This is a genomic window from Streptomyces kronopolitis, assembly GCF_014646275.1.
GTDB lineage: Bacteria > Actinomycetota > Actinomycetes > Streptomycetales > Streptomycetaceae > Streptomyces > Streptomyces kronopolitis.
Genome location: NZ_BMND01000011.1, coordinates 192,669 through 199,693, shown reverse-complemented (window position 1 = coordinate 199,693; position 7,025 = coordinate 192,669). Strand labels below are relative to the sequence as shown.

The window sequence follows — 7,025 nt, the reverse complement described above, 5'->3', positions numbered from 1 at the left end:
GCCACCGGCCGCACCGGCCCCGGCCGCGGGGAAGCGGCCGCGGACCGGCGGGCGCGCCGTGCGGGGCGTGCCGGGCGCCCGTCCCGCGGGGCGAAACGGTTCACGTGGTCCGGTGCGCACGGCTTCGGGCGGGCGCCGGCCAGGGCCCGACCGCCGGCTGCTGCGCCAGCGCATCATCGTGTTCGTGGTGGTGACGCTGCTGGTGGCGCTGGGGATCGCGGCCGCGCAGGGCTGCCAGGGGCCGACCAGTGGGCGGGGGCTGGAGCGGCCCGCGCCGGTCGTCCCGGCCGGGAGCGCGGACGTCCGGCAGACCGGCTCGGCCTGACCGCCGGGCCCTTGGATCAGGACGCCGGGCGGCCCGTCGCCACCGCGTAGAACGCCACCGCGGCGGCCGCTCCGACGTTGAGCGAGTCCACGCCGTGCGCCATCGGGATGCGGACCCATTCGTCGGCGCCGCGCAGCGCACCGGTGCTCAGCCCGCCGCCCTCCGCGCCCAGCATCAGGGCGGCGCGCTCCAGCGTGTGCGGGGCGGCCTCGTCGAGGGGGGTGGCCTTCTCGGCCGGGGTCAGCGCGAGCAGCCGGAAGCCCGCCTCCCGTACGACGGCGAGGTCGCGGGGCCAGTTCTCCAGGCGGGCGTAGGGCACGGAGAACACCGCGCCCATGGAGACCTTCACCGAGCGGCGGTAGAGCGGATCGGCGCAGTCCGGGGAGAGCAGCACCGCGTCCATGCCCAGCGCCGCCGCGCTGCGGAAGATCGCGCCGATGTTGGTGTGGTCGTTGACCGCTTCCATGACGACGATGCGCCGGGTCCCGGCGAGCAGCTCGGCGGCGTCCGGCAGCGGCTTGCGCTGCATGGAGGCCAGCGCGCCGCGGTGGACGTGATAGCCCGTCACCCGCTCGGCCAGGTCCGGGCTGACGGCGTAGACCGGTGCCGGGACCTCGTCGATGACATCGCGCATGACATCGACCCACTTCGCCGACAGCAGCATCGAGCGCATCCGGTAGCCGGCGTGCCGGGCGCGCCGGATGACCTTCTCGCCCTCGGCGATGAAGAGCCCTTCGGCCGGCTCGCGCCGGCGCCGCAGTTCGACGTCGGTCAGGCCGGTGTAGTCGGCCAGCCGGGGGTCGTCCGGATCGTCGACGGTGATGATGTCTGCCACGGGGAGAGAGTGCCTTGTCGGTGTCGGGGTTTCCATGCCGCCTACGGGGCGGTGGTCACCTGGGGGCAGGAGCGGGGGCCACGGTGACGACATCGCCGATCACGATGACCGCCGGGGGGCGCACACCCTCGGCCCGCACGGTCTCGCCGAGCGTGGCGAGGGTGGCGTCGACGCGGCGCTGGGCCGCGGTGGTCCCCTCCTGGATGACGGCGGCGGGGGTGTCGCCGGCGCGGCCGTGCGCGATGAGCTTGGCGGCGATGGCGCCGCTGTTCTCGACGCCCATCAGGACGACGAGGGTGCCGCGCAGGCTGGCGAGCGCGGGCCAGTCCACGAGGGAGCGTGCGTCGTCGGGGGCGACATGGCCGCTGACGACGGTGAACTCGTGGGCGACGCCCCGGTGGGTGACGGGGATGCCGGCGGCCCCGGGGACCGAGATGGTGCTGGAGATCCCGGGGACGACCGTGCAGGGGATGCCGGCGTCGGCGAGCGCCTGGGCCTCTTCCATGCCGCGGCCGAAGACGAACGGGTCGCCGCCCTTGAGCCGGACCACGGCCTTGCCCGCCTTGGCGTGGTCGATCAGCGCCTGGTTGATCGCCTCCTGCGCCATGAAGCGGCCGTAGGGGATCTTGGCGGCGTCGATGACCTCGACGTGCGGGGGGAGTTCGGCGAGCAGATCGCGGGGGCCGAGCCGGTCGGCGATGACCACGTCCGCCTCAGCGAGCAGCCGGCGGCCGCGGACGGTGATCAGGTCGGGGTCGCCGGGGCCGCCGCCGACCAGGGCCACACCCGGGGTGTGCGGGCGGCGGTGGTGCGGGGCGGCGATGCTGCCCTCCCGCAGGCCCTCGACGATCGCGTCGCGCACGGCGGCGGAGCGGCGCGGGTCGCGGCCGGTGAGCACGGCGACGGTGACGCCCTCGCTGCGGCCGGTGGCCGGGGTCCAGGCGGTGGCCGCCTCCGCGTCGTCGGAGCGTACGCACCACACCCGGCGGTCCTCGGCCTCCTGGGAGGCGGCGGCGTTGGCCTCGGGGTCGTCGGTGGAGATCAGCGCGTACCAGGCGTCGGCGAGGTCGCCGTCCCGGTAGCGGCGGCGCTCCCAGCGCAGCTCGCCGGCGTCAGCCATCGCCTCGACGGACGGGGTGGCGGACGGGGAGACCAGCAGGACATCGGCGCCCGCGGCGAGCAGCGAGGGCAGCCGGCGCTGGGCGACCTGCCCGGCCCCGAGGACGACCACCCGGCGGCCGGACAGCCGCAGTCCGACGGGGTAGGCGGCGTGTTCGGCGGCGTGCTCTGCCATGGCGGTGCGGCTCCTTGTGCGGATGAGGCGGGATCGACGGCCTGCTCAGCCGCTGCGGCGCTGAAACGGCTGGTGAGAGGTGGTACGGGCGGGGCGGCGGGTACAGCCCCGGCCCACAGCCTATGGGGCTGCGGGCCGGGGGTCGTGCGGGGGCGGGTGGCGACCCCGCTCAGCTCTTCTCGGTGACTCCGGCGGAGTCGAAGGTCGCGACCTCGTGCATGGCGCGGGCGGCGCTCTGCACCACGGGGAGCGCCAGCAGGGCGCCGGTGCCCTCACCGAGGCGCAGGTCGAGGTCGACCAGCGGGCGCAGGCCCAGCTTGTTCAGGGCCGCGACATGGCCCGGCTCGGCACTGCGGTGGCCGGCGATGCAGGCGGCCAGCGCCTCGGGGGCGATGGCGCGGGCCACCAGGGCGGCGGCGCCGGCGCTCACCCCGTCGAGGATCACCGGGGTGCGCAGCGAGGCGCCGCCCAGGATCAGGCCGACGAGGGCCGCGTGCTCCAGGCCGCCGATCGCGGCGAGGACGCCGATCGGGTCGGCCGGGTCGGGCTGGTGCAGCTCCAGGGCACGGCGGACGACCTCGACCTTGCGGGCGTGCGTCTCGTCGTTGATGCCGGTGCCGCGGCCGGTGACCTCGATCGGGTCGACGCCGGTGTAGACGGCGATCAGCGCGGCGGAGGTGGTGGTGTTGGCGATGCCCATCTCGCCGGTCAGCAGCGCCTTGTTGCCGGCCGCGACGAGATCGCGGGCGGTGTCGATGCCGACCTCGATCGCCTTGAGCACCTCCTCCTGGGTCATCGCCGGGCCCGCCGTGAAGTCGGCGGTGCCGGGGCGGACCTTGCGCGGCAGCAGCCCGGGGGTGGCGGGGAGTTCGCCGGCCACGCCGACGTCCACGACGCAGACCTCGGCGCCGACCTGGTGGGCGAAGGCGTTGCAGACCGCGCCGCCGCCCAGGAAGTTGGCGACCATCTGGCCGGTGACCTCCTGGGGCCAGGGGGTCACGCCCTGGGCGTGCACCCCGTGATCACCGGCGAAGATCGCGACGGCGGCCGGCTCCGGGATCGGCGGCGGGCACTTGCGGGACAGTCCGCACAGCTGCGCGGAGATGATCTCCAGCATGCCCAGCGCCCCGGCGGGCTTGGTCATCCGCTTCTGCCGCTCCCAGGCCTCGCCGAGCGCCTTGGCGTCCAGCGGGCGGATGCCCTGCAGGGTCTCCTGGAGGAGGTCGTGCGGGCTCTCGCCGGGCAGCGCGCGACGGCCGTAGGTCTCCTCGTGGACCACCCAGGACAGCGGGCGGCGCTTGGACCAGCCGGCCTGGAGCAGCTCGGGCTCCTCCGGGAACTCGTCGACGTAGCCGACGCAGAGGTAGGCGACGACCTCCAGGTGATCGGGCAGGTCCAGTTCGCGGACCATCTCCCGCTCGTCGAAGAAGCTGACCCAGCCGACGCCCAGGCCCTCGGCGCGGGCGGCGAGCCAGAGGTTCTCGACGGCGAGCGCGGAGGAATACGGGGCCATCTGCGGCTGGGTGTGCCGGCCGAGGGTGTGCCGGCCGCCGCGGGTGGAGTCGGCGGTGACGACGATGTTGACCGGCGTCTCCAGGATCGCCTCGATCTTCAGCTCGCGGAACTGCTTGGCGCGCGCCTTGGGCAGCGACTTGGCGTACGCCTCGCGCTGCTGCATGGCGAGCTGGTGCATCTTCTCGCGGGTCTCGGCCGAGCGGATGACGACGAAGTCCCAGGGCTGGGAGTGGCCGACGCTGGGGGCGGTGTGGGCCGCCTCCAGGACGCGCAGCAGCACGTCGTTGGGGATCGGGTCGCTGCGGAAGCCGTTGCGGATGTCGCGGCGTTCACGCATCACGCGGTGGACGGCGGCGCGCTCGGAGTCGTCGTACCCGGCGGCCGGGGACACCTCCGGGGCGTCGAGGGTGTCATCGGCGGTGCCGTCGGCGGGTGCCTCCGCGGACTGCGGCCGGTCGTCCTCCTCGTCCTCGCCGCGCTGGACGAGCGCGGCGGCGTCCTGCTGCCGGGGCGTCTCGTCGAGGGGCTCGGCGGGGACATCACCGGGCGCGGGCACGGCGGGGATGCCGTCGGGCGCGGGCACGGCGGGGAGGCCGTCGGGGGCGGGCTGTTCGCCGGACGCCTGGGCCGGGATGTGGACGACGGCGGGCGGGTCCTCGGCGGGCGGGGCGGTGGGGGCAGGGGCCTCTGCGGCCGCTGCGGGCTCGTGCGCCTCCGACGCCTCGTCGGTCGCGGTGGGCTCGTCGGCCCCCGGTGTCTCGTCCATCGCGGCGGCCTCTTCCGTCTCGGCGGGGCCGGCGGTCGCGGGGTCCGTGTCCGGGGCGGCGGGGTCGGTGCCCGGGGCGGCATCGGCCGGGGCGGCGGGGCCCTCCGTCACGGCCTGCTGGTCGGTGCCGGCGTCCGGGAGCTGCGGCACGGCGTCCCCGGCGGTCTGCTGCCCTGCGGCGTCGGCGGGGACACCGGTCTGCGGCTGTCCGGCGGCCGGCTGCTGCGCCTCGGGCGGCTCTATGACGGCCTGTTCAGGGGCGGGCTGCTCCGGGACGGCCTGTTCCGGGGCGGCGGCCTCGACGGAGGTGCCCTCCTCGGGTGCGGGGTCGGATACGGGCGGGGCGGCGGCAGCCACGTGCTCGGCGGTCGGCTCCGGTGTGACGGCCGCCTCCGGAGCGGCGGCGGGCTCGGCCACCGGAGGCTCGACCGGGGCGGTCTCCGCCTCGGGCACGGCGTCGGGCTCCGGCCCGGTCGCCTCGACGGCGGGGGCCGGTTCAGCGGCGGGAGTCGGTTCGGCGGCGGAGGCCGGTACGACGGCCTGCGGCTGGTCCGTGGGCTGCTGGTCGGTGGCCTCCGGCGCGGGGGCGGCCTCGGGCAGGTCGCCGGCCGGGGTGTCCGCGGCGGGCTGTGCGGGCTGCGGCTCGGGGGCCGCGTCCGCAGGGGCGTCCGGTGCCTCGACGGCCGGCTGCTCCGCGTCGGACCCGACGGGCTCAGCGGTCTCCGCGGCCTCGTCCGGCACCGTCACGGCGGGCGCGGGGGCCTCGGCCTCGGGCTGCTGGACCACCGGGGCGGCGTCCTGCGCGGCGGGCACATCCGGAGCGGGTGCGTCCGGCACGACGGCATCGGACGTCACGGCCTCCTCGGCGGCGGCCTCGGCGGCGGGGGGCTGCGCCACTGCGGCGTCCGGTCCCGTCGCGTCCGCCACGGCACCCTCCGGCCCGGCCGTGCCGTCCTGAAGCGGCGTCACCGCGTCCGGCAGCGCCTGCGGCGCCACCTCGGCCACGTCCTGCGGCTGCGCGGGCGCGGCGTTCTGCTCGTCCGGCGCGGCGGCGGGCGCGGCCTCGGCGGGCGGCACGGTGTTCTCGGCCGGCAGCGGCTGCGGCTGCGCGGCGGGCAGGGGGGCGTCCTGCACGGGCTGCGCGGCCTCGGGCGCGGTGGGGGCCTCGGGAGCGAGCGTCTCCGCGGCCGCCTGCGGCACGGCCTGGGCCGGGGGCTCGCTCCACGGCGTGACCTGCGACGGGATCTCGCCGAGCTGCGGGCCGGGCAACGGGCCCTGGCCCGCGGCGCCGTAGGTCTGCTCGGCGGACAACCCGCCCCCGTAGGGCTGCCCGCCGTACGACGGGGCCGCGAGGCTCTGCGCCGCCGGGTCCCCGAACTGCTGCCCGGGGTGCGGTGCGCCGGCCGGCGGGCCGGTCACGGCCGCGGGGGCCGCGACCGGGGCGTCGAAGTACTCCGGGCCGCCGGTGGGCGGTTCCACCTGCGGCGCGACGGCCTGCGCGGGCGCTTCCGCCGGTCCGCGGTCGGCCAGCGAACGGACCACGCCGCCGGTCGCGTCGGGCACCGGCGGGCCCATGTGCAGCGGACGGCGCGGGGGCGTGGCGGGGGCGGACGCGCGGGCCCGGTCCTGCTGGCGGGGCGGCGCGGGCTGCGGAATGCGGACGGCGCCGAGGTCGACGGAACCGGAGTCGCGGCCGCCGCTCTCGTGGTCGCCGGCCGGGGCGGGCATCGGCTCGAAGCCGGTGGCCCCCTGGGCGGCGGCGTCGTACGGGGCGGCCTGCGGGAGCTGCTGCTCCGGGCCCTGGTGGGTCTCCTGGGGCTGCGGGAGCGGCTGGGGCGCCGGCTGCTCGCTCCAGGCGCCCTGGGCGCCCGGCATCAGCAGCAGATCGTCGTCCTCGGCGGCGCCGTCGATCTGATCGGTGTAGGGGTACTCGCCCGGAGGGGGCACCGTGCCCGGCAGCGGAGCCGGACCGGCATCGGCAGGGGAGGGAGCGGCCGACGGCTGCGGCTGCCCGGGATGTCCGCCTGCGTTCTCCGGCTGACCCTCGCCCGGGACCTGGCCGGTGTCGGTCATGCGTACCCCTCGCCCATTGGTAGTGCTCCTTCCAACCGCTCGTGCGACGCGCTCGACCGGGGCACGCCGACGCCCCGATAGCTAGAACGAGCGAGCGCGCCTCGCGGCACGTCCGCGCTCCAGAGCTTCACATTCAGCCAAGACCACGGCACTTTCCGGATATTGGCGTACGAAGCAGAACGCGGAACGGCGGCGCAACGATCCGCCAGCCTACCTC

At 76.9% G+C, this 7,025-nt stretch carries 3 protein-coding genes and 1 pseudogene; 1 reads left to right on the top strand and 3 read right to left on the bottom strand.

Annotation, left to right across the window (positions count from 1 at the left end):
- A pseudogene (locus IEY78_RS15235) lies at positions 1-325 on the top strand (serine/threonine protein kinase); the annotation flags it as partial.
- A gap of 16 nt (positions 326-341) precedes the next feature.
- On the opposite strand, the gene IEY78_RS15230 reads toward IEY78_RS15235, so the two are convergent.
- From IEY78_RS15230 to cobT, 3 genes are all read right to left on the bottom strand, one after another.
- Positions 342-1,160, bottom strand: coding sequence for a TrmH family RNA methyltransferase (locus tag IEY78_RS15230; protein WP_189098492.1), 819 nt, complete (start codon positions 1,158-1,160; stop codon positions 342-344).
- A 55-nt stretch (positions 1,161-1,215) separates the two neighbouring features.
- Positions 1,216-2,454 (bottom strand): uroporphyrinogen-III C-methyltransferase, encoded by a 1,239-nt coding sequence (gene cobA / locus IEY78_RS15225; RefSeq protein ID WP_189098490.1) that lies wholly within the window; start codon positions 2,452-2,454, stop codon positions 1,216-1,218.
- Between the two features lie 169 nt (positions 2,455-2,623).
- Positions 2,624-6,808, bottom strand: a complete 4,185-nt coding sequence (gene cobT, locus IEY78_RS15220; RefSeq protein WP_189098488.1) for a nicotinate-nucleotide--dimethylbenzimidazole phosphoribosyltransferase — start codon at positions 6,806-6,808, stop codon at positions 2,624-2,626.
- Positions 6,809-7,025 lie beyond the last annotated feature (217 nt).

Coding starts and splice junctions, on each gene's coding strand:
- cobA (WP_189098490.1), bottom strand. CDS start 2,454: ATGGCAGAGCACGCCGCCGAACACGCCGCCTACCCCGTCGGACTGCGG.
- cobT (WP_189098488.1), bottom strand. CDS start 6,808: ATGACCGACACCGGCCAGGTCCCGGGCGAGGGTCAGCCGGAGAACGCA.